This window comes from Desulfovibrio mangrovi (assembly GCF_026230175.1).
Lineage (GTDB): Bacteria > Desulfobacterota > Desulfovibrionia > Desulfovibrionales > Desulfovibrionaceae > Halodesulfovibrio > Halodesulfovibrio mangrovi.
Genome location: NZ_CP104208.1, coordinates 1359377 through 1380776, shown reverse-complemented (window position 1 = coordinate 1380776; position 21400 = coordinate 1359377). Strand labels below are relative to the sequence as shown.

Sequence of the window (21400 nt, the reverse complement as noted above, 5' to 3'; positions counted from 1 at the left end):
ATCAGGCAAGGAGGAGCAAAAAGCCATGGAATATACCGTTGAAGACCTTTCCCCGGTAAAGAAGAAGGTTTCCGTCACCGTTCCGGTTGACGAAGTGAATGCATCCCTTTCTGCAACCATCGCCATGTACCGTACCAGCGTGGACCTGAAGGGGTTCCGCAAGGGCAAGGTGCCGTCCAGCGTGATCGAAGGACGTTTCAAGAAGGAAGTATATTCCGAGGCGACTCAGGATCTCGTGAACGTTCACATCAATGAAATCATTGGTGAACTGAACGCAAACCCTGTTTCCCGCATCGACTTCGACGGCGGCGAGCTGGTTCGCGACGAAGAGTTCAAGTACTCCCTGTCCTTTGAAGTGCTGCCCGAATTCGAGCTGCCCAACTACGAAGGCATGGAAGTGGAAATGGAAAAGGTCATGGTCAAGGAAGATGAAGTTGACGAAGTGCTCAACCGCATCCGTACCAACATGGCCGAAATCGTTCCGCTTGCTGAAAACCGTCCCGCCAAGGACGGCGAAATTGCCGTGATTGACTTCGCCGCTTATGAGAACGGTGAACCCATCGAAGGCATTGCAGCTGAAAACTTCCAGATGTCCCTCGGCGACAAGCAGGCCCTGGAAGATTTCGAAAACCTCGTGAAGACCGTTGCTCCTGGTGAAACCAAGGAAGGCGACGTGACCTTCCCCGAAGATTTCATCAATCCTGACTTCGCAGGCAAGACCGTCAGCATGAAGGTGACCGTGCACTCCATTCAGGAGCGCAAGCTGCCTGAACTGGATGACGAAATGGCTCGCAAGGCCGGCGGCTTTGAATCTGTTGAAAAGATGCGCGACGCCGTTGTGCAGTCCTACAAGCAGAGCCGCGGCCAGCTGTGCAAGTCTCAGGCTCAGACCACCATGCTGGATGGCCTGATGAAGACCGTTGATTACCCCCTGCCCGAGTCCATGGTGGAAATGTACCTGGACAACCTGCTGCAGGACCAGAAGATCAAGGTTGAGCGTCAGGGCAAGGCCATCGAATCTCTCGGCAAGACTCCCGACGAACTGCGTGCAGATATGCGCCCCGAAGCTGAGCGCATTGCCAAGACCCAGATCTTCCTCGTAGCCGCCGCCCGCAAGGAAGGCGTGGAAGTGAGCGAGCAGGAAGTGGACATGCAGCTCCAGCAGATGGCCATGAAGACCGGTCAGGACTTCCGCTCCATCAAGGATTACTACATGCAGAACAACCTGATCTTTGGTCTGCGTGACCGCATGCTGGCTGACAAGGCCATGGACGCCATCTTCGAGAAGGCCAATGTGGTCGAAGTTGAGCCCAAGGATCTCAAAGCCGACGCATAAGTGCCGGCTTGGGGTGTAAAATCGCCTCTTTTGCAGGGGAAGCGGCATCGCTTCCCCTGTTTTTTTCTTTCAGGCCTAAATAATCACGTTTTCCTGCCGTATGTATCTTGAGGAGTGCTTGCATAATTTGCTACTTTGCAACATGCTGTAGAGCGCAGGCGCAGAAAACGTTGCGGCGCGCCATGGATCGGTCTGCATGCCGTTTGCGGTCGAATCTGCTTTCCTCTTCTTCTCAACGTATCGCATCCCTATCAGGAGTCAGAAATGGCAGTGCCAATTGTCATTGAATCTACCGGCCGCTCTGAGCGCGCCTATGATATCTATTCCCGTCTGCTCAAGGACCGTATCATTCTGCTGGGCACCCCCATCGACGATTACGTGGCTTCGCTCATCTGCGCGCAGCTGCTTTTCCTTGAGTCGGAGAATCCAGAGAAGGAAATCTATCTCTATATCAATTCCCCCGGTGGTGCTGTAACGGCCGGCATGGCCATTTATGATACCATGCAGTACATTTCCTCGCCTGTAGCCACCCTGTGCATGGGGCAGGCCGCAAGCATGGGCGCGCTGCTGCTTTCCGCCGGTGAAAAGGGCATGCGCTATGCGCTGCCCAACAGCCGCATCATGATTCACCAGCCTCTGGGCGGGTATCAGGGGCAGGCTACCGACATTGAGATTCACACCCGTGAAATTCTGCGCATGAAGGATTCCCTGAACGGAATTCTTGCAAAACATACCGGACAGCCCATCGAAAAGATTGCCGAGCACACTGAACGTGATTATTTCATGGGACCCGAGAGCGCCAAGGAGTTTGGCCTCATTGACCGCATCCTCACTTCCCGTCGTGAAGTGATGGAAGAGTAAGACCTACGGGATACCGAAGTATGGACAAGACGAACAAAGACAAGCTGCAGGAACTGCGTTGCTCTTTCTGCGGCAAGGGACAGGAACAGGTTCAGCGCCTGATTGCCGGTCCTGAAGTGTATATCTGCGATGAGTGCGTTGCCCTGTGCAACGAGATCATTGCGCAGGAATCTGTACAGGAGACCGTGGACGAAGGTCGTCTGCTCTCTCCCGAAGAGATCAAGGCCAAGCTGGACGAATATGTCATCGGTCAGCATCAGGCCAAGAAAATTCTTTCCGTAGCGGTGCATAACCACTACAAGCGCGTGTTCTACGCCGAAGCTCTGGGCGACGAGATCGAGCTTGAGAAGAGCAACATCCTGCTGTCCGGTCCTTCCGGTAGCGGCAAGACGCTGCTCGCCAAGACGCTGGCTCGCGTGCTGAACGTACCCTTCGCCATTGCCGATGCCACCACGCTGACCGAAGCCGGTTATGTGGGCGAGGACGTGGAGAACATTCTCGTTCAGCTGCTGCAGAACGCCGACTATGACATTGAGGCGGCTTCCAAGGGCATCATCTACATCGACGAAATCGACAAGATTTCCCGAAAGGGCGATGGTCCTTCCATCACCCGTGACGTGTCCGGCGAAGGCGTGCAGCAGGCGCTGCTGAAGATCATCGAAGGTACCGAGGCGAACATTCCTCCCAAGGGCGGCCGCAAGCATCCCCAGCAGGAGTTCATTCGTCTGGATACCTCGAACATCCTGTTCATCCTTGGTGGCGCGTTCATCGGGCTGGACAAGATCATCGAGCAGCGCGTGCACGGCGGCGCCATGGGCTTTGGTGCCAAGGTTGTAGCGCCCAACAGCATGACCTACGGCGAACTGCTCAAGCAGGTTCACCCCAACGATCTGGTGAAGTTCGGTCTCATTCCCGAATTCATCGGTCGTATTCCTGTGGTGACCCACGTTGAGGAACTGGAAGAGGATGACCTCATCCGTATTCTCACTGAGCCCAAGAACGCTCTGGTCAAGCAGTATCAGAAGCTGTTCGAGCTGGATAAGATCTCGCTTCGCTTTACCACCAACGCGCTGCGCAGCATTGCTGCAGAGGCCATTACCCGTAAAACCGGGGCCCGTGGTCTGCGAAACGTGATGGAAAGCGCCATGCTGGACATCATGTTCCGTCTGCCCTCCCTGCAGGGTGTGAAGGAGTGCGTGGTGAACAGGGCCGTTATCGAACAGCGCAAGGAACCGATGCTTATCTATCACAATGAGGCGAAAACCGGCTCCTAGTATCTCTTCGGATCGCTTTGCCCGGTGCATTGCGGTCCGGTGCGGTGATGCCTGTTTTTTCGGGCAATCTGCTGCCGTGACCATATTGAATTGTTGACAATGGAAGATGGGGCATTAGGTGTATCTCTTATGCCCCATCTTACGTTTCAGCGGGGCGGTGGCAGTTCTACGAGGAGGATTTATGACCGAGTTCGGAACGTACGGTGAAGACCGTGCCGAGACGATTACGCTCCCTTTGATGTCCTTGCGGGAAGTGGTTATGTTCCCGCGTTCCATAGTTCCCCTGTTTGTCGGCCGTGAGGCCTCCATCAAGGCCATAGAAAGCGCCATTGCCGATCACGGCAAGGAAATTCTGCTGGTCGCCCAGCGTGAGCCGGAAATGGAAAAGCCCGGGCAGGAAGACCTGTTCGAGGTCGGTACCGTTTCCAAGGTGCTTCAGCTTCTGCGTCTGCCCGACGGTACCATCAAGGTGCTCTTCGAGGGGATGTACCGTGCCTACTGGTCGCCGGAAGGTCCTCAGTCCTTTGACGATGATCAGGATTTTCCCAAGGCCGCCATCTCCCGCATAGAAGACAACGACTATGCCGGAGCCGAGGCCGAAGCGCTTATGCGTGCCTGCCACGAGGCGCTGGACGAGTATTCCAAGATCAACAAGAAGCTGGCGCAGGAAACCCTGCTGGCCATCACCTCTATCACCTATCCCGGCAAGCTGGCAGATGCCATCATGCCGCACCTGAAGGTCGATTACCGCAAGAAGCAGGAAGTGCTTGAGCTGCAGGATGCCATTGTGCGCCTTGAAAAGGTGTATGAGCTGCTGCAGGGCGAGATTGCCATCACCTCCATGGAGAAGCGCATCAAGAACCGCGTGAAGAACCAGATGGAGCGCAATCAGAAAGAGTACTACCTGAACGAGCAGATCAAGGCCATCAACAAGGAGATGGGCCGCGACGACGATCCTCAGGAAGAGCTCAATGAGATAGAGCAGCTTCTCAAGGCCAAGGACATGCCTGATGAGGCCCGCGGTAAGGCTCTGCGTGAACTGAAGAAGTTGCGTTCCATGCCTTCTTCCTCCGCTGAGTATACGGTTATCCGCAACTATGTTGACTGGATTATCGAACTGCCGTGGAACAAGCTGCGCGAAACTACCATTGATATCGACAAGGCGCGCTCCATTCTGGATGCCGACCATTTCGGGCTGGAAAAGCCCAAGGAACGCATTCTTGAATATCTCGCCGTTCAGAAGCTCGCTACCAAGCTCAAGGGCCCCATTCTCTGTCTTGTAGGCCCTCCCGGCGTAGGCAAGACCTCTCTTGCCAAGTCCATCGCCCGTGCGACCAACCGCGAGTTCGTGCGTCTGTCTCTGGGCGGCGTGCGCGACGAGGCCGAGATTCGTGGTCACCGCCGTACCTACGTTGGTGCGCTGCCCGGCAAGATCATTCAGTCCCTGAAGCGTGTGGAGTTCAATAACCCGCTCTTCTGCCTCGACGAGATCGACAAGATGAGCACGGACTTCCGCGGCGATCCTTCGGCTGCGCTGCTGGAAGTGCTCGATCCCGAACAGAATAACTCCTTCAACGATCATTATCTGGATCTGGATTATGATCTGTCGCAGGTGTTCTTTATCACCACCGCAAACAATCTGCATTCCATTCCGTTGCCCCTGCAGGACCGTATGGAAATCATCCGCCTGCCCGGCTATCTGGAAACGGAAAAGCGGCGCATCGGGCGCGAGTTCCTGCTGCCCAAGCAGGTGGAGCAGCACGGCATCAAGGATGCCAACTTGCAGCTTTCCGACAACGCGCTTGTGGACATCATCCGGCATTACACCCGTGAAGCCGGCGTGCGTAACCTTGAGCGCGAGATTGCTTCCATTTGCCGCAAAGTGGCGATGAAGCTGGTGGAATCCGATGATCTCGGCAAGGTGCTTACGGTTTCCCGTCAGAACCTCGGCAACTACCTCGGCGTGAAGAAGTTCCGCTACGGCGAACGTGAGAATCAGCCGCAGGTGGGCGTTACCACCGGGCTTGCCTGGACGGAGCTCGGCGGCGAACTGCTGATGGTGGAAACCGCCATTATGCCCGGCGGCGGCAAGGTTGCCATCACCGGCAAGTTGGGCGAGGTTATGACCGAATCCGCCAAGGCCGCATTCTCGTATGTGCGTTCCCGTTCCGGCATGTTCGGCCTGAAGCCCGACTTCCACAAGGAGATCGACATCCACGTGCACGTGCCGGAAGGCGCCACGCCCAAGGATGGCCCCTCTGCAGGCATCACGCTGTGCACCTCCATGGTTTCTGCGCTGTTGAGCATTCCCGTGCGCAATGATGTGGCCATGACCGGTGAAATAACCCTGCGCGGGCGCGTGCTGCCCATCGGTGGTCTGCGTGAAAAGCTGCTTGCAGCCCATCGCGGTCTCATCACCACGGTGATCATCCCCAAGGATAATGAGAAGGACCTCAAGGAAGTGCCTGCAGATATCCTGAAGGGACTCAAGATCATTCCCGTGGAGCATGTGGATGAAGTGCTTCCGCTGGCGCTCATGGCCGAGGAGGACAAGATCTACACCAATGGTGAAGACTGCTCCGTGCTGACCCGTTCGCTGCGAATTGGTGAGATTCCCGACGGTGAAGCGCACACCACGCCTCAATAGGGCAGGGTGCTAAAAATGATATGGAAGAGGCGGCCTCAGGGCCGCCTCTTTTTGTTTTGTATTTGGGGGTATGACAAAGGCGGCCGGAAGGCCGCCTTTGTCATTCATTTCGAATCTGCAGTCGCGCTAAAAATCCTGTAGAATCACCTGTGCTGCCCGATCAGGAGCGCCGGGTTCTCCGAGCATGGTGCGCAGTTGGGCAAGATCAGCCCGTACTGCGTCTATGGCCTGCGGGTTGGTAAGCCAAGCGCGGGCGTGTTCCGCCAGCACTGCGCCGTCCGCCTTCTCCTGTAGCAGTTCGGGGAAGACTTCGCGTCCCATGATGAGGTTGGGCAAGGCCACATAGGGCACCTTCACTATGCGCTTGCCAATGGCGTAGGTGAGTTTGGAGAGCTTGTACGCCACCAGCGTGGGGGTGCCGATGAGGGCGCTTTCCAGCGTTACGGTACCGGATGCGGCCATGAGCATTTCGCAGCCCCGCATGAAGGCGTAGCGGTTGAGCGGGCCGTGGATGGTCAAAGGCACGTCGGACTGCCACAGTTCGCGCAGGCGGGACTGTTCCACCCCCGGAGCCTGTATGCAGTGGAATTCGAGATGCGGCATCTCCTTGGCCAGAATGGTTGCGGCCTTGGCGTATTCCGGCATCAGTGGTTCGATTTCCTTTCTGCGGCTGCCGGGCAGCAGGCCGATGCGGCCGGGGATCGGCTCTATGTGATCTATTGTGGGCCAGTCCACCATATCCACGAGCGGGTTGCCCACATAATCCACATGCATGCCGAATTGTTTGTAGAATTCAATCTCGAAGGGCAGGATGGAGATCATGCGCGTGATGTACTTGGCGATGAACTTGGCGCGTCCCGTTCTCCATGCCCAGAGCTTGGGCGAAATGTAGTAGTAGACCGGAATGCCCAGTGCATGGGCATACTTTGCGACGCGGAAGTTGAATTCCGGGGAATCGATGAGAATGACGGCGCGCGGTTTGCGCAGGGCCAGTTCCGCCTTGATGCGCTTGAGCATCTGGAAGATGCGGGGAATGTGTCCCAGCACCTCGGTGAACCCCATGACGGAAAGGTCTTCCACGCGCAGTACGGCATCCAGCCCCTGATAGCGCATCTCGGGCCCGCCCATGCCGCAGAATTGCAGCTTAGGCGCTTTCTTGAGCAGGGCCGCCATGAGCTTGCCGCCATGCATGTCACCGGACATTTCACCGGCGTTTATCCATATGGTGCCTGATTTCGTCATGGCTAGTTATCCGGTTCGGCAGGTATTGTTACGGGAGTGGCGGGCGCATCAAGCCCGCGGCGCTTGCGGTAGCTGTCGAAAATGCGCATGAACACGGCCACGAAAACCAGCGAGAAAATGAGTCTGGCCCACAGGGTGGCGCTGGAGTGCGCTCCGAGCAGCATCATCAGCAGGGTGTCCTCGATCAGGGCGTGGGAGAGCCCCATGAGCGTGAGGGAGGCGAATACATCCCGCTGGGAGACTCGGCCGGACTGCACTTCATGGATGATCAGCCCGCCACCGTAGGTAATTCCCATGGTCAGCCCAAGCACTGTGATGGTGGCGGCGTTGCGGCTTATGCCCATGAAGCGCAGGAAGGGGGTGAGCAGGTTGTTTATCCACTCCGTGATACGCAAGGCATCCAGAAGGCGCATGAACACCATGAGTCCGAGAATGATGATGAAAATATAGAGCAGGTTACGAGCCTGACCTATGGCCCAGTGGAGCAGGTCCGGAGATGTCTGCTCCGGCTGCCACATGACCGTGCTCGGGTCTTGCAGCAGGCCGAAGCCGGAATAGACGAGATGCAGAATGATGCCGAGCATCATAGCGGAACCCATGCGGAAAATCACCTGGCTGCTCAGGCTGACCCCGCAACGCTGGGCGATCTTGCATTCCACAGGCAGGGAGTGGGCCACCAGAATCATGGCGGAAAGCACGGAAATCTGCGCCACGGAAAGCGGTTCTATGGTCGGCAGCATGGCCACGTAGACAATGATGCCGCTGTAGATGTTCACGACAATGGACGTAGCCCAGACCAGCCCCATTTCTCCGGGAAGGCCCACCAGCCCCATGAAGGGCTCAAGGGGGAGGGCAAGATATCTTACCAGATCGAATTCATTGAGAAGCTTTACGGCAATGATGATGGGCACCATCACTTTGAACAGGATGAAGCTGGCATTCACGGCATTGCGGAAGATTTCCGCAGATGTCTGCATCAGGGTGCCGAAGAGGGATTGCTGGGTGCTCATGTGTTTTACCGGTTGGCGGAAATTAGTTCGGTGTTCCAGAGATCGTGAAAGATGTAGTCGCGCAGAGCCTGAATCCACGGACGCGGTGTCAGGCCTGTTGTTTCGGTGTACCGCGAGGTATCAAGCACGGAGTAGCGGGGACGGCATGCTTTCTGAGGATATTCTTCGGACGGGATGGCGTGAATCACGCAGGACATTTCCGCCAGCGCTGTGGCCTCTGCAGCCAGCTCGCACCAGCTTGCCTGTCCGCCGTTCACGAGATGGTACAGGCCGGTCGTGTCATGTTCCGCCAGCACGGCGCACATGGCGGCAAGGTCCACGGTATAGGTTGGCGATCCCATCTGATCATGCACCACGTTAAGGGAGTTGCGGTCGCGGCACAGGCCTAGAATGGTATGCACAAAGTTCTTTTTGCCGGGGCCGAACAGCCATGCTGTACGGGCGATGATGGTCTTTTCCGGAATGCGTTCCAGCAGAGCCCGTTCTCCTTCCAGCTTGGTCCGGCCGTACACCGACTGCGGGTCGGGAGTATCATCCACCGTGTAGGGGGCGTTGTGCTTGCCGTTGAAAACGAAATCCGTGCTGATGTGCAGGCAGCGTACGGGGCGGGTGCGCAGTACCTGCCCCAGTGTGGCAGGCAGGCCTCTGTTTACGCGGCGTGCTTCTTCCGGTTCGTCTTCAGCCTTGTCTACCTGCGTGTAGGCCACGGTGTTGAACACCATGGAGGGTTCGCAGCGGTCAATGTAGTCCGCAAGGGCGGCTTCGCTGAACAGGTCCACGTCTTCGCGGCTGGGGGCGTGCACAGTCCAGCCTTTGCCGCGTAGCGTCTTTGCCAGCATATGGCCCAGCAGGCCGGTCTTGCCGCCGAGGACGATGGCCGTCCGCAAGGCTTCGGAAGAAGCGGGGGTAGTGCTCATTACCTGTCACCGTACCAAGTTTGCATGAATTCGCGGTATGCGCCGGACTCCACGCTCTGCAGCCATTCTCCGTTGGCCTGATACCACGCAATGGTTTCAGCGAGGCCACGTTCGAAAGTGTAGGCGGGTTCGTAGCCGAGTTCCTTCTGCGCAAGGGAGTAGTCCATGGCATACCGGAGGTCATGACCGGGCCGGTCCTTCACATAGGTTATGAGCGATTCGGGTTTGTTCAGCAGGGCAAGAATGGTGCGCACCACGTCGATGTTTTTGCGTTCCGCATTGCCGCCGAAATTGTAGGCCTTGCCGGGCGCGCCCTTGAGCAGGGTCAGATGTACGCCGTGACAATGGTCGTCCACATGGATCCAGTCGCGGACGTTGCTGCCGTCGCCGTACACGGGCAGCGGAGAATCGCTGCTGGCCAGCTTGAACATGAGCGGAATGAGCTTTTCCGGGAACTGGTACGGACCGTAGTTGTTGGAACAGCGGGTAATGCACACGGGATAGCCGTAGGTGCGGTAGAAGGCATAGGCCAGCATGTCCGCCGCCGCTTTGGAGGCGGAATAAGGGCTGCTTGGCTTGAGCGGCGTCTGTTCCGTAAAACGCGGATCTTCAGGGCCGAGGTCACCGTATACTTCATCGGTAGAGACATGGACAAATCGCTCAATGCCCGCAGCACGTGCCGTGGTGAGCAGATTCTGGGTACCCAGCACGTTGGTGGTGACAAAGGGGGCGGGGTCGTTGATGGAGCGATCCACGTGGGTTTCCGCAGCAAAATTCACCACGGCGTCAATGGCGTAGTCTTCCAGAATGCGGCGAACGGCAACGGGATCAGCAATATCCGCTTTTTCAAAGAAATAGCGGGTGCCGCCGTGCTGCTCTTCGATGGCCTTGAGGTTGAGCGGGTTGCCTGCGTAGGTGAGCTTGTCAAGGTTCACCACGACAACGGAATCATCGTTGCGGAAGAGATAATGTATGTAATTGGAACCGATGAAGCCGCAGCCTCCGGTAACGAGAAGTCGCATGTTCTATCCTCTCGGGAATGGTTGTTGATCTGCTTCTTGTACTCTTTGGGCGTGACGCGGTCAAATGTCAGTGGATCTCTTGCGGGGGATAGGGTGTTATTTTTCGCAGGGTTCGGTTCCGTTTGTGGCAGGCGGCTGTCTATGTGATGCGCATATGTCATGTGTGGCTTGCCAACGCCCCGTCATTAACGTATTTTTTTTGACTTGATGAGCTTCGGTGTCAGTTTCGGCACGCCGACGCTGACGATATGCTTACGACGGATGTATTCATGAAGCGCGGTATTCTTCTCGTTGCCTTCGGGGCGAACAGCAAACAAGCCAATGACACTCTCTCCCTTGTGGATGATCGGGTGCGCTCCGCGTTTCCCGGGGTGAATGTCCGCTGGGCGTTCACTTCCGAGCTTATCCGTGATCGCCTTGCCGAACAGCGGGTGAAGACGGACTCCGTCCGCAAAGCGCTGGAGAAGATGGGCTTCGAGAAATATACCCATGTAGCCGTGCAATCGCTGCACATCATTCCCGGCGCCGAATATGAAGATCTGCTGGCGGACGGAGAGCAGATGTTGGAGCAGAAGCGCCTGCATGGTGTGGTTGTGGGAAGTCCCTTGCTGCATACGGATGACGATGTGCAGCACGCGGCGCAAGCCATACTGCGTCATCTGCCGTCCGAACGCACAGAGGGCGATGCCGTGGTGTTCATGGGACACGGAACATGGCATTCCGGCGATTCCCGCTACGAAGATCTTTCCCGCGCAGTCAGGGCTGTTGATGAAGGCGTTTTCATCGGGACTATGGACGGCAATCATACCATCGACGATATTCTCCCCGCGCTGAAGGCCGGTGGCTTCCGCAGGGTGTGGCTGCTGCCATTGCTGTCAGTTGTCGGGCGTCATGCTCGCAAGGATATGGCTGGAGAGGGGCCGGAATCGTGGAAGTCGCACATTGAGGCAGCGGGGTTCGACTGTCTGCCCGTGCTGGTCGGTGTGGCCGAATATTCGGGCTTTGTCGATATCTGGATACGCCATCTTGGCGATGCCCTGAACCGCCTGTAAGTCTGGGCGAGGATATAATCAGCGAATACGAAAAAGCCCCTTTCCGGGGCTTTTCTTTTTGGGTGGAGGATCAGGCCTGTTGTCCGTTTTTATCCCGAATCCTGAACACGACAATCAAAGGCGTGATGGTTGCAATGAGTCCCGTCACGGCAATGGTTTCGGGTTTGGAGGGCCAGTCGAAGGAAATGGTCTCCATGGCTATCGCCCCGCAGATGAAGAAGAAAAAGGTCAGCAGGGATGAGGCGGTCCCGGCATCCTTTTCTACCTGCTCAAGGATCATGTGGTTGCTGATGGGGCGGCTCATGCCGAGGAACATGGAATAGGCGAACATGGGCAGCGCAAAGAGCATGGGGGTGCTGCCGCCCAGATAGAGCATGCCCGCAGCGGAGCCGATCATGCCCGTTACGGAAATCAGCAGGATGGTGCGCGATGCGATGCCAACGCACAGGCGTGCGCACAGGAATGAGCCGAGCATGAGCGCAAAGGCGTTGAATGCGAAATAGAGACCGTAGGTCTGTTCGGTCATGCCGAAGCCGGTGATGAAAATGTCGGCTGAGGAGCCGATGTAGGCAAAGAAGGGAAAGCCGAGCATGGAAAAGGATATTGCGTAGCCGAGATACGTCTTGTTGCGCAGCAGGTTGCGATAGCGTTCGACCGCTGCGGAAAAGCCTCCGGCTCCACGTTCCTTCAATGGTTCTGTCAAACGGAATGCGCCATAGAGCGCCAGCAGTGAGAGCACTCCCTGCGAGAGGAATATGCCGCGCCACGATACATGGCTCAGCATGAATGCGCCGATGGTGGGCGCGACCATGGGGCAGAGGGGGACAATGACTCCGAGGTAGGCCAGCAGCTTCTTGCGTCCTTCGCCGTCGTAAAGGTCTTTGGCAAGGGCGAGGGACATGGCGGACGCTGCCGCCGCCCCCATGGCCTGTACCATCCGGGCAAGCACGAGCATGGAGATGGAGACGGAAGAGGCGCAGAGTATGCAGCCGAGAACATACAAGCTTATGCCGATGAGCAGGATGGGACGCCTGCCGTATCTGTCGGAGAGCGGTCCGTGCACGAGCAGGAAGCCGCTGAAGCTTATGAAGAATGCCACCAGCGATAGATTGGCCTGCGCAAGGGGGATCTGCCATAACTCGCAGAGCGTCGGAATGGCGGGCAGGTACATGTCTGTGGACAGGGCGGGAAAGGCTGACAGCAGCAGAATGAGCACGAAATTGGGCATGGGGGAGACTCGTTGCAAAATGGTTCGGGATGCGATGATGGCCTGTCTGTTCATCTGTAGTGGTTCATCGTCTGCACAATCGATAATAGTCTCCCATGGCGGGCGTCAATGCAAAACCCTCGCCCGACCAGTCTGTTTACCTTTATTTACAATTGGCTGATTCTCGAAATGCGGTTCCATAAGGCGGTAAGTCTGCGGACTGTCTTACTAGCTGACAGGCTGCTTCTCGGGAATTGTAAAGCGCATTGCCCGGGCTTCGATACTGATGTAGCCTGATGATTCTGCAGTATTGCGTGAAGCAGGCCGAGTGAGGCAGCTTTTCGTCCAACCCTAACCGGAGGCGGCTGGTGGCAGATGTGCTGACAAGGCGGGTATTTCTGCGCCGTATGGCGACAGGACTTGCAGCTCAGGGACTCCTGGGTGTGTTGTCTCCCATGCTGCCCGCGCAGACATTGGCCGGGCTGCCGCCCCCGGATACCTTTGTGCCGGATTCCGGAACAAACGCCACGCTCACACCGGAGACTGCATCCCGGGTTTTCGATCTCGCCATGCAGGGCCAGAATCTTCTGGCTGAAGGGCGCTATGAAGACGCTCTTCGCGTGCTCCGGCAGGCTGCCGGGCTGTCGTCGGAAGATGATTTTGTGCAGGGCCTTCTGGGCAGGGCGCTGCTGGCAACGGGAGAACAGAAGGCGGCCATTGTCCATTTTCGCACTGCCGCTTCGCTGAACCCTGAAGACACCTATTCCCGCATGATGGCGGATATGCTCTCGCAGCGTCCTGCAGCGGGAGGGGCGGTCGCTAACGCTCCCGCAAAGCCTTTGACACCTCTTGAGGCTGCAGCCAGGCAGGAAGAAGAGCGCATGGCCCGCTGGCTTGCAGAGCAGCAGGGGGCGGGGACGGGGACGGGCTATCGAATCCGGCGGGTGGTGCTGGACCCGGGGCATGGCGGCTTCGACAGCGGAGCCGTGGGAAGCTATGGCCTCAAGGAAAAGGACGTGAATCTGGCTCTGGCACTGGGGTGCGCCGCAATGCTGGAGCGGCAGGCCCCCGACCTGCGCGTGTTTCTGACCCGTACGGAAGACTACTACGTTCCCTTGAGCGCCCGTACCGCTGTGGCCAATCAGTATAGTGCGGACATCTTTATCTCATTCCACTGCAATGCCAGCGAAAACAGGGACGCCCGCGGCGTGGAGACCTATTTTTGTTCTGAGCGGGCCTCAAGCAATGAGGCGCAACGGGTGGCGCGTTTCGAGAATGCCGTCCTCCGCTATGAGGATACGGCGGCATCTGCAGAGGTTACAGGCATCGAGGAGCTGTTGTTCCGGTACGAGCGCCGTCGCTATTGGCAGGCGGCGGATGCGGCTGCAGGTTTCATGCAGCAAGTGCTGGCCGCACGGTTGCAGCTTCCGGATCGGGGTGTCCATTCAGCGGATTTCTATGTGCTCAGAAAGGCGCGTATGCCTTCCGTGCTTCTGGAAACAGGCTTTGTTTCCAATATGCAGGAAGAACGTCTGCTGGCTGATTCGGGGTACCGGCAGCGCATAGCGGCTTCGGTTGCTGCAGGCATCATCCGGCTTGCCGGTGCAGGGAGGTCGTGATGCATCTTATTGTGCGACACGTCTGCTTCAGCCTGTTGCTGCTTCATGCCAGCATGGTACATTCGGCTGTTGCCGGTAATATTTCCCCCGTGCCTTCTTCGGTTTTCATACATCCGGCGCAGGCAGGCGGGGCGTTGGATGAGCGTATCCTGCAAGGGGCCGACCTGCATTACAAGGGGCGTCTTGATGAGGCCAGACAGCTGTTTGCTCAGGTGGTGCGCGAAGATCCGGTCAATCTGTTCGCCCTTAACCAGCTCGGCCTCATCAGTGCGAAGCAGGAACGGTTTGAGGATGCCGTGGGCTTCTTCTCCAAAGTTGTCGCCATTTCCGCCGATAATACTTTTGCCCGTCTTTGGCTCGGCGTGATGCGTTTGCAGGATGGGCGTAAACAGGAAGCCCGCGGGTTGTTCGAGCAGGTGTTGAGAATAGATGGCAGCAATGCCGATGCCTGCTATTTCCTCGGAGTCATGGCCGCAGTGGATCATGACGGCGCAGGCGCTGTGGCTTGGTTTCGCAAGGCGCAGGAGCTGGGCTCGGATGACCCTGAAACGCACTACAGGCTGGCGGGGGCGTTTCTGTCCATGGACATGCCCATGAACGCGCGGCTGGAGTTTGAGCGTACTCTTGCCATCAATCCGCGTCACACCAAGGCGATGCATGGACTGGGGTGGAATTTGTTCAATCAGGGATATCCTGATCATGCTGTCCGGTTGTGGGAGCGGGTGCTGCAGATCAATGCAAGAGATGCCGAGGCCCGTTCCAGCCTTGCCAAGGTGATGAATGACAGGGCCTACGCCGCCTACCGGAATGGAGATGCCCGTCTGGCGCGCAGCCTCTGGGAGCAGACGTTGCGGTATGAAACCGACAACAAGGCGGCCAGATACTATTTGCAGAAACTTGGTCGCTAAGGTAAAAAAGGCAGGATGAAATCATGCGTCTCCGGCATGTTATGTGCTTTCAGGGACGAAACCGTTACTCAGGAGGAAGCTCATGTACTTCATGAGATCATTGGCTGCAGCGGGTGTCTGTCTGCTCCTGCTGGCAGTACAGGCTCTTGCTCAGGATTTCGGCAACGCAGAATATGTGCAGGATATGGATAACGGCGCGGTCAACTGGCAAACCGGATTTGTCACGGCTAAAGGCATAGGTGTGCCGCCGCCAAATTCCGTCAGTCTTGCCCAGGCTCGCGGCATGGCCATTCGTGCCGCCACCGTTGACGCCCGCCGTAACCTGCTTGCAGTGATCAAGGGAGTGCAGATTGATGCGCAGACAACTGTACAGAACGCCATGGTTGCGGATGACACCGTTGTGGAACGCGTGCGGGGCTTCCTGCAGAATTCCCAGATACTTGATACTGCCTATATGTCTGACGGATCCGTCGAGGTAACCGTGGGCATGAACCTGCGTGGTGGGCTCGCCAATTCCCTTCTCTCGCCGGATATGCCTTTTCTTGCGCCGGGGGCTCCCATGTCCCCAGCGGTACCGCCTATGACTGACGGTGGAGCTGCTGTGCCGCCTTCCATGCCGGAAGCGGCTCCCGCTCCCGCACCGGAAAAGCCCGACGTGTTTACGGGACTGCTGGTTGACGCCCGTGGTCTTGGAGCGCGTCCTGCCATGAGTCCCAAACTGTTGGATGAAAGCGGTCAGGAAGTGTACGGCACGGCTTCCGTGAGCCGGGAATATGCCATTCAGCAGGGCATGGCCGGGTATGCCAAGGATATCAACAAGGCTGCCGCGAATCCGCGTGTCGCCAGCAACCCCGTGGTGGTCAAGGCTGTTGCCGTGAACGGGAAGGCCCGCACCAATCTGGTCATATCCAATGATGATGCTGCCAAGCTGCGTGAAATGGCTACCGGGCAGGATTTTCTGGAAAAATGCCGTGTCATGATCATTCTTGATTAGGCAGCAAGCGAAGGAGGCCGAAATGGTACGCGGTACGTTTTTCGGAATGTCTGTCAGGCGCCTGATTTGTTGTTGCGTGGTACTTCTGGCTGCCGGTGTTGCCGGATGCGCCAAGGCTCCGCGTGAGGCGCAGGGAATGCTTGATACCCCCTTGCATCATTACGAGACAGGCATGCGGCTCCTCGACGACGGTCAGGCGGATGCAGCCCTGCGTTCTTTTAATACGGCACTGGAGCTGGATGCCGACTATGGTCCCGCCATTGCGGGCAAGGGGCTTGTTCTGGCCTCCAAGGGCGATGTGAGCGAGTCTCTGGAACTCATCCGTTCCGGCCAGCGCAAGGCCAGCCGCAGCAGCGATTCTCCGGAGCGCATGTGGACTCTTGTGGCCGAGCAGCGCGCCTTCATTGTGTTGCACGAGCAGGGCAAGGTCTCCGATTCCGCCCTGTTGCGGGAGAGCCGCAGAGCTTTCAACGATGCCCGTATCGCCGATGAACAGGCAGCCATGCCGTGGTATTGGGAAGGAGTGGCCTACCTGCGTGCGCTTGAGTTTGACGAAGCCCGTTCCCTGTTCAGGGAGGCGCAGGTACGTGACCAAGGCTACGGCGAACTGGCGAGCGCCAGACTGGAGCTGCTTGAGAAGATCATCAAGGCTTCCCTGAAGACGTCTGTTGGCAAGCGGATTGCTCTGGTGGACGAGGTCAGCCGTGCGGACATGTCGGCATTGCTGATCGAGGAACTGGGCATTGAAAAGTTTTTTGAGGGTACAGAGATGCCCGACACCAGTTCCTTCGTGACTCCGCAGGATGCCGCTGCCGGTGCCGCAGCAGATGCGGTTGAAGCGGTGGATATTCAAAACCACCCGCTTGTTGCGGATATCAAGATGATATTGCCGTATCGCATGCGCGGCCTGCAGCCCTATGCGGATCATACCTTTCAGCCCAACAAGCCCATAACCCGTGCGGAGCTGGCGTTGATTCTGGAAGACATCTACATCCGCGCCAAGAACGATACTTCGCTGGCTACCCGTTTCATGGGGCAGGAGTCTCCCTTCCCCGATGTGCGTGGCGACCATCCGTATTTCAACTCGGTCATGTTCGTCACCACGCGCGGCCTGCTGACCGCTGATGTGGCCAAGGGGCTGTTCAAACCGCTGGATACTGTTTCCGGTGTGGATGCCGTGTTGCTGATCAATGCCATGAAGACGGAGCTGGATGTCTTTTAGGCTGAGATGACGGTGACAAAAAAAGAGGGGAGCCTGCTGGCTCCCCTTTTTATTGGCTGTTAGTCCCCGACGAAGGGGTTGAAGTAACCGAACTCCACCCATGGGCAGGCTTTCTTGATGCGTTTGCGGTAGAAGGAGAATCCGGTACTGGGGCCGAATTCAATGCCTTCCAGCAGTTCCATGTACATTTCGGGATCGATGTTCAGGTTGCGCAGCTGGATGAAATCGACCTTGGTATCAGCCACCAGCGCCGTGAGAGCCTCGATTTCCGGTTCGGAATCGGTGATGCCGGGGAAGAAGAGCAGATTCAGCGATACCCACTTGCCGCGCGACTTGGCTTCCACAATGGACTGGCGCACATCCGCAAAGGTGAAGCCCTTGGGCCGGTAGTAACGGTTGTACACCTCTTCGCGGGCTGAGTTCAGGCTGACGCGAATGGAGGAAAGACCGGCATCGCAGAGGTGGGCAATCTTGTCGGGCATGGATGCGTTGGTGTTCAGGTTTACCGTGCCCTTGCCGCCCTGCGCACGGAACAGGCTGATGGCCTCTTCCAACAGTGGGGCTTCGGTGAGCGGTTCACCTTCGCAGCCCTGACCGAAGGAATAGATGGGTTTTTCCTTCACGTTACCGAAGTGGTGCGTCATGACCTCCGCCACTTCCTTGGCAGTAGGCGTAAAGGTGAGGCGGCTCTGCGGCGTTGAACAAATTTCGGAATCCTCATCCTGCTGCGAGATACAGCCTATGCATCGTGCGTTGCAGGTCCGTGAGGTGGGCAGAGGGGCTTCAAAGCGTCCCAGGGCAAGGTTGCGTGCGGCCGGGCAGGAATACTTGAGCACACAGTTGCCCATAATATGCTGCATGAGCCTATTGTCAGGGTAGCGCTTCATGAGCTGGTGCGCGTTGTTTTCAATTTTCTTGCAGGATATTCCGGTGAATACCTGTCGTACATCCTGATCCACTTTTTTGGCGCAGACGTAGAATTTGCCGTTGGCAAAGCCTACTGCACCATAGGCGAAGAGGGGCAGGGTGGGGGCATCGTCCTGCGTCAGGTATGCGGGATGCGCCGTGAGCGTGTGGGCCGGGGCGGCAAAGGCAGCTACGGCATACTCTTCCAGTGCTTCCGCCTCGCCGGTTTCGGGATCAAGCCCTACGGCCAGTCTGCCGGGGAGCAGGAACAGGTCGCTGCCTTCGGGCAGGGGCATCAGTTCATCCGGTTTGGGCAGCGCCAGTTCATTGCCGCGGCGGCAGACCATGAGCAGGTCGGGGTGGTCGAAAATGTTTCCATCCTTGTCCGCGACAAGGAGATTCGGGCGGATATTTGAAGAAGCCATGCGGGTTCCTGAGGTTCGTGTATATTGTTAATCGTGGTGTTTCTGTGCTAAATGCGCTGAAGTAAAGGAAGTGGACTCGCCATGTCTCATGGTACTTCAACGGGCGATTAAACGAAAGAGCGAAGGTATGCTCATTTTAAGTCAGCAATATACACTATTTATGGTTTTTATCCTGCTCTGTTTCGCAGGACTCATGGTCATGTTCTACTTCATGCTCCGCAGCATGGAGGAGATGACCCGCAGCATCCGCGAAGAGCGCAACAGCATGAACGAAGTATTGCGCTCCATTGAAAAGCGCATAGCCCAGCTTGTCACTCTGCAGCGTCACGAACAGACGCTTTCCGAGGTGTCGCAGACGGCTGCCCCCAAAAAGGGCGTGCACTACAACCGTGACGGGGAGGTAGTGTTTGAAGAAGCCGTAGTCCCTTTCGCTGAGGCTGGCAACGCTGATGCCGGAGCATCATCCGGCAGTGCGTTCCCAGCAGGAGTTGTGGCTGGTATTGCCGGTGCGGCGATTACAGCCGGAGTGCAGAAAGCCTCTGGCGCTGTGACCGTGGTTGATGATTCGGCTGCCTACAGTGAGGCTGTGGAGTTTGATGACGCGCAAGCCGCTGAAGAGCTGGATGGGACCGAGTACGGAGCGTTGGAGACTGCCGGCAGCGAGCCTGCGACTGCTGGCGAAACGGTGTCGTTCGAATCTGAAGACTCCCTTTACTTTGACGGGAACATTGCTTCCGATGCTTGCGAGGACACTATCGTCTACGGGCTACCGGATGAAATCGAGCGCCAAGGGGATGGGCAGGTAGCTGATAACGATACCAATGCACAGGGGTGGCAGTTCGACGCTGGAGATTCCGTTGAGGTATCTTCTCCTGCTGATGAATACTCAGTATCCGCCAGCTACGTTGTGACTGAAGTTGCTGAGGAAGGAATTCCTTTTGATACCGCAGGTTCTGAGCTTCCCCTCTCTGGGCAGTTTGCAGAGGCTGAAGAGGGTATTGGTCAGGTTCCGGATCAACTGCTTGGCGAGGAGCCTGTTTTCGCACCTGCGGAAACGGACGATGTTTTTGGCGAGACGGAGCCCGAAGAACTGCTGGGCGTTCCGGCAGAGGTGCATCCGGCAGTGCTGAAAGATGCGACAGACAGTCTGCCGCGAGATTTGCCGATCAATTATGATGAGATGACAGCCGAACCTGAATCCGGTGCTGATGAAATTCTTCCGGCAGAAGAACTGGAAATGATGGCCGCAGGGGTTGAGGATGAGAGTTCTGTTTCCTCCGACGAGGTTTTTGAGCTTCCCTTGGATGCCGTTGCTGACGGCGAAACTTCTTCGGAACTGGGTGAGATCGGCGATACGTCCGTACGTGAGTTCAGAGAGGTTCCGGACCTGCACCTTGAAGGGCTTGAACGTCCCGCAACAGGTAGAGCACCCGAAAAACGCGGCCTTTTCCTTTTTTCGCCTGAAGATGAAGAAGCTGAGCAGGGGCTTGGCGTGGGCGTAGTTGAAGACGAAGACAGTTTTGGTTTTGCACCGGAAGCAGAGGCAGATCATCTCGGAATTGCCGCTTCTGATACACCGGTTGCCGAAGAACGTCCTCGTCCGGAGTATCGGTTCTCGAACATTTTTGATGACGAGGAAGAGTGTGAAGCGGTGGGCGTCGATGACGTCATTCTGCTGACTCCCGACGAGATTGTGCGTGAGGACGAAGACGGCATCGCCTTCTTCGATCCGGACGAGTCGTTGGGCGTTGATGAAGAAGATGACACTCTGGTTGATATGGTGGAGGACGAGAACAACATTGTTCCAGAGGGCCTTGATGATCCTGTCGACATGGACTCCGCGCTTGCCAAGGCGTTGGCTGCAGCAGGCATTGATAATGATACCCCGGCTGCGGATGGCCATCGGTATCTTTCTGATGTCACGGAAGACGCAGTAAGTGGCTCCGTCTCCGATGAAGAGCTGGAGGCCGGAGAATCTCTCGACTTCGTATGGGAAGACGACACCATTTCTGCAGCGAAGGAAGAGCCTGCCGATGGCGCTGTTGCCGGCGACGAGTTTGATTTTTCATCTGCCGAGGAAGATGAGGCGGGCGATGATCAGACCATCCTGCCCGGTTTTTTTGAAGCGCAGGACGTGGACATGATTTCGGACGAAGACAAGCTCCGTAGAGAAAAAGCCGCAGAAGAAGAGGAGAGCGGCAACCGCAATATCACAGATTTCATCGTGCCCGAATAGTGTTTGCGCGCCTGCTGGTGCGCTACCGGTTCGGCAGGGGAGAGTTCATGAGCTTCGTGTATATTATGGTGGGCGGTATCGCTGTAGCGGCATTCATTTTCATGATCATCCACAAGCGTTCCGAAGGGTTGCGCGCTCTGTTGTTCAAGTTGGAAAACGACAACAACGTTCTTGAAATCCGTGTGAACGAGATGGAGGAAGAGCGGAATCTGGTTCAGGGAAACGTTGCCCAGTTGAAAGGGCGGGTGGAGGCGTACGAAGAAGCGCTTGCCGCGCAGCAACGGGCCATAAGCGAAGCTGCACTGCAGCAGGAGCAGTTGAAGACCGAGACGTTTGTCGAGTTCCTGATGCGTACCGGCGTTGTCACAAAAGAACATTTGATCAAGGTCAAAGCTTACAAGGAAAAGAACAGGAGCCAGAATTCCGTTGAGGAATTGCTGATAATGCTCGACTTTGTTTCCGGTACGGCTTTGCAGCAGGCCAAAGCGGCCTATGCTGCGGGGCGGGCTTGCAAAGACTAGG

The 21400-nt window shown here is 56.9% G+C and carries 17 protein-coding genes; 11 read left to right on the top strand and 6 right to left on the bottom strand.

Annotation, left to right across the window (positions count from 1 at the left end; all coding sequences use genetic code 11):
* Positions 1-25 precede the first annotated feature (25 nt).
* From tig to lon, 4 genes are all read left to right on the top strand, one after another.
* Positions 26-1336, top strand: coding sequence for a trigger factor (gene tig, locus N1030_RS06325; RefSeq protein WP_265828377.1), 1311 nt, complete (start codon positions 26-28; stop codon positions 1334-1336).
* 213 nt (positions 1337-1549) lie between these two features.
* Positions 1550-2197 (top strand): ATP-dependent Clp endopeptidase proteolytic subunit ClpP, encoded by a 648-nt coding sequence (gene clpP, locus N1030_RS06320; RefSeq protein ID WP_265829027.1) that lies wholly within the window; start codon positions 1550-1552, stop codon positions 2195-2197.
* A 20-nt stretch (positions 2198-2217) separates the two neighbouring features.
* Positions 2218-3471, top strand: a complete 1254-nt coding sequence (gene clpX, locus N1030_RS06315; protein WP_265828375.1) for an ATP-dependent Clp protease ATP-binding subunit ClpX — start codon at positions 2218-2220, stop codon at positions 3469-3471.
* Positions 3472-3652: 181 nt separating this feature from the next.
* A complete protein-coding gene (gene lon / locus N1030_RS06310; RefSeq protein ID WP_265828373.1) occupies positions 3653-6118 on the top strand; it encodes an endopeptidase La in 2466 nt (821 codons plus the stop codon).
* 126 nt (positions 6119-6244) lie between these two features.
* On the opposite strand, the gene lpxB is transcribed toward lon, so the two are convergent.
* From lpxB to rfbB, 4 genes are read right to left on the bottom strand one after another with little or no spacing between them, the layout of a single operon-like run.
* A complete protein-coding gene (gene lpxB / locus N1030_RS06305) occupies positions 6245-7360 on the bottom strand; it encodes a lipid-A-disaccharide synthase (RefSeq protein WP_265828371.1) in 1116 nt (371 codons plus the stop codon).
* Positions 7361-7362: 2 nt separating this feature from the next.
* On the bottom strand, positions 7363-8370 hold the full coding sequence (locus N1030_RS06300) for a hypothetical protein (protein ID WP_265828370.1): 1008 nt from the start codon (positions 8368-8370) through the stop codon (positions 7363-7365).
* 5 nt (positions 8371-8375) lie between these two features.
* Complete coding sequence (gene rfbD / locus N1030_RS06295) at positions 8376-9287, bottom strand: dTDP-4-dehydrorhamnose reductase (protein WP_265828369.1); 912 nt, start codon at positions 9285-9287, stop codon at positions 8376-8378.
* Positions 9287-10309 carry a dTDP-glucose 4,6-dehydratase gene (gene rfbB, locus N1030_RS06290; protein ID WP_265828368.1) on the bottom strand — a complete coding sequence of 341 codons (1023 nt, stop codon included), beginning with the start codon at positions 10307-10309 and terminating at the stop codon, positions 9287-9289. Before rfbB ends, rfbD begins: the two co-directional genes overlap by 1 nt.
* A gap of 269 nt (positions 10310-10578) precedes the next feature.
* Between rfbB and N1030_RS06285 the strand changes: the two genes are divergently transcribed.
* Positions 10579-11361: a sirohydrochlorin cobaltochelatase gene (locus tag N1030_RS06285; RefSeq protein ID WP_265828367.1), complete on the top strand. Its 783-nt coding sequence runs from the start codon at positions 10579-10581 to the stop codon at positions 11359-11361.
* Positions 11362-11431: 70 nt separating this feature from the next.
* On the opposite strand, the gene N1030_RS06280 is transcribed toward N1030_RS06285, so the two are convergent.
* On the bottom strand, positions 11432-12589 hold the full coding sequence (locus tag N1030_RS06280; protein WP_265828366.1) for a multidrug effflux MFS transporter: 1158 nt from the start codon (positions 12587-12589) through the stop codon (positions 11432-11434).
* Positions 12590-12936: 347 nt separating this feature from the next.
* On the opposite strand from N1030_RS06280, the gene N1030_RS06275 reads away from it, so the two are divergent.
* The 4 genes from N1030_RS06275 to N1030_RS06260 all read left to right on the top strand — a co-directional run bounded on the left by N1030_RS06275 (position 12937) and on the right by N1030_RS06260 (position 17311).
* Complete coding sequence (locus N1030_RS06275; RefSeq protein ID WP_265828365.1) at positions 12937-14187, top strand: N-acetylmuramoyl-L-alanine amidase; 1251 nt, start codon at positions 12937-12939, stop codon at positions 14185-14187.
* Complete coding sequence (locus N1030_RS06270) at positions 14187-15095, top strand: tetratricopeptide repeat protein (RefSeq protein ID WP_265828364.1); 909 nt, start codon at positions 14187-14189, stop codon at positions 15093-15095. Before N1030_RS06275 ends, N1030_RS06270 begins: the two co-directional genes overlap by 1 nt.
* A gap of 82 nt (positions 15096-15177) precedes the next feature.
* Positions 15178-16089, top strand: coding sequence for an LPP20 family lipoprotein (locus N1030_RS06265; RefSeq protein ID WP_265828363.1), 912 nt, complete (start codon positions 15178-15180; stop codon positions 16087-16089).
* A gap of 22 nt (positions 16090-16111) precedes the next feature.
* Positions 16112-17311, top strand: a complete 1200-nt coding sequence (locus N1030_RS06260) for a tetratricopeptide repeat protein (protein WP_265828362.1) — start codon at positions 16112-16114, stop codon at positions 17309-17311.
* A gap of 59 nt (positions 17312-17370) precedes the next feature.
* Here the strand turns inward: N1030_RS06260 and N1030_RS06255 are convergent, their stop codons facing one another.
* On the bottom strand, positions 17371-18642 hold the full coding sequence (locus N1030_RS06255) for a radical SAM family protein (protein WP_265828361.1): 1272 nt from the start codon (positions 18640-18642) through the stop codon (positions 17371-17373).
* A gap of 127 nt (positions 18643-18769) precedes the next feature.
* On the opposite strand from N1030_RS06255, the gene N1030_RS06250 reads away from it, so the two are divergent.
* Together N1030_RS06250 and N1030_RS06245 are read left to right on the top strand one after the other, a co-directional pair.
* Positions 18770-20878 carry a hypothetical protein gene (locus N1030_RS06250; protein WP_265828359.1) on the top strand — a complete coding sequence of 703 codons (2109 nt, stop codon included), beginning with the start codon at positions 18770-18772 and terminating at the stop codon, positions 20876-20878.
* A 47-nt stretch (positions 20879-20925) separates the two neighbouring features.
* Positions 20926-21399 carry a hypothetical protein gene (locus N1030_RS06245; protein ID WP_265828358.1) on the top strand — a complete coding sequence of 158 codons (474 nt, stop codon included), beginning with the start codon at positions 20926-20928 and terminating at the stop codon, positions 21397-21399.
* Position 21400 lies beyond the last annotated feature (1 nt).

Coding starts and splice junctions, on each gene's coding strand:
- tig (WP_265828377.1), top strand. CDS start 26: ATGGAATATACCGTTGAAGACCTTTCCCCGGTAAAGAAGAAGGTTTCC.
- lon (WP_265828373.1), top strand. CDS start 3,653: ATGACCGAGTTCGGAACGTACGGTGAAGACCGTGCCGAGACGATTACG.
- N1030_RS06285 (WP_265828367.1), top strand. CDS start 10,579: ATGAAGCGCGGTATTCTTCTCGTTGCCTTCGGGGCGAACAGCAAACAA.
- N1030_RS06280 (WP_265828366.1), bottom strand. CDS start 12,589: ATGCCCAATTTCGTGCTCATTCTGCTGCTGTCAGCCTTTCCCGCCCTG.
- lpxB (WP_265828371.1), bottom strand. CDS start 7,360: ATGACGAAATCAGGCACCATATGGATAAACGCCGGTGAAATGTCCGGT.
- N1030_RS06255 (WP_265828361.1), bottom strand. CDS start 18,642: ATGGCTTCTTCAAATATCCGCCCGAATCTCCTTGTCGCGGACAAGGAT.
- clpX (WP_265828375.1), top strand. CDS start 2,218: ATGGACAAGACGAACAAAGACAAGCTGCAGGAACTGCGTTGCTCTTTC.
- rfbD (WP_265828369.1), bottom strand. CDS start 9,287: ATGAGCACTACCCCCGCTTCTTCCGAAGCCTTGCGGACGGCCATCGTC.
- N1030_RS06270 (WP_265828364.1), top strand. CDS start 14,187: ATGCATCTTATTGTGCGACACGTCTGCTTCAGCCTGTTGCTGCTTCAT.
- N1030_RS06300 (WP_265828370.1), bottom strand. CDS start 8,370: ATGAGCACCCAGCAATCCCTCTTCGGCACCCTGATGCAGACATCTGCG.
- N1030_RS06265 (WP_265828363.1), top strand. CDS start 15,178: ATGTACTTCATGAGATCATTGGCTGCAGCGGGTGTCTGTCTGCTCCTG.
- N1030_RS06245 (WP_265828358.1), top strand. CDS start 20,926: ATGAGCTTCGTGTATATTATGGTGGGCGGTATCGCTGTAGCGGCATTC.
- N1030_RS06260 (WP_265828362.1), top strand. CDS start 16,112: ATGGTACGCGGTACGTTTTTCGGAATGTCTGTCAGGCGCCTGATTTGT.
- rfbB (WP_265828368.1), bottom strand. CDS start 10,309: ATGCGACTTCTCGTTACCGGAGGCTGCGGCTTCATCGGTTCCAATTAC.
- N1030_RS06250 (WP_265828359.1), top strand. CDS start 18,770: ATGCTCATTTTAAGTCAGCAATATACACTATTTATGGTTTTTATCCTG.